Annotated in this window: 1 rRNA gene; it reads left to right on the top strand. The window is 54.9% G+C overall.

Annotated elements, in window-relative coordinates:
• Positions 1 to 348: ribosomal RNA gene (locus Q0852_RS23745) — 16S ribosomal RNA — on the top strand; the annotation flags it as partial.

The raw sequence follows: 348 nt of genomic DNA, 5'->3' as shown, positions 1-348 counted from the left end.
CAGAAGAAGCACCGGCTAACTCCGTGCCAGCAGCCGCGGTAATACGGAGGGTGCGAGCGTTAATCGGAATTACTGGGCGTAAAGCGCATGCAGGCGGTCTGTTAAGCAAGATGTGAAAGCCCGGGGCTCAACCTCGGAACAGCATTTTGAACTGGCAGGCTAGAGTCTTGTAGAGGGGGGTAGAATTTCAGGTGTAGCGGTGAAATGCGTAGAGATCTGAAGGAATACCGGTGGCGAAGGCGGCCCCCTGGACAAAGACTGACGCTCAGATGCGAAAGCGTGGGGAGCAAACAGGATTAGATACCCTGGTAGTCCACGCCGTAAACGATGTCTACTTGGAGGTTGGTG

Source organism: uncultured Photobacterium sp. (assembly GCF_947502415.1).
Taxonomy (GTDB): domain Bacteria; phylum Pseudomonadota; class Gammaproteobacteria; order Enterobacterales; family Vibrionaceae; genus Photobacterium.
The sequence above is the reverse complement of the archived record's forward strand: the minus strand, read 5'-3'. Positions and strand labels throughout refer to the sequence as shown.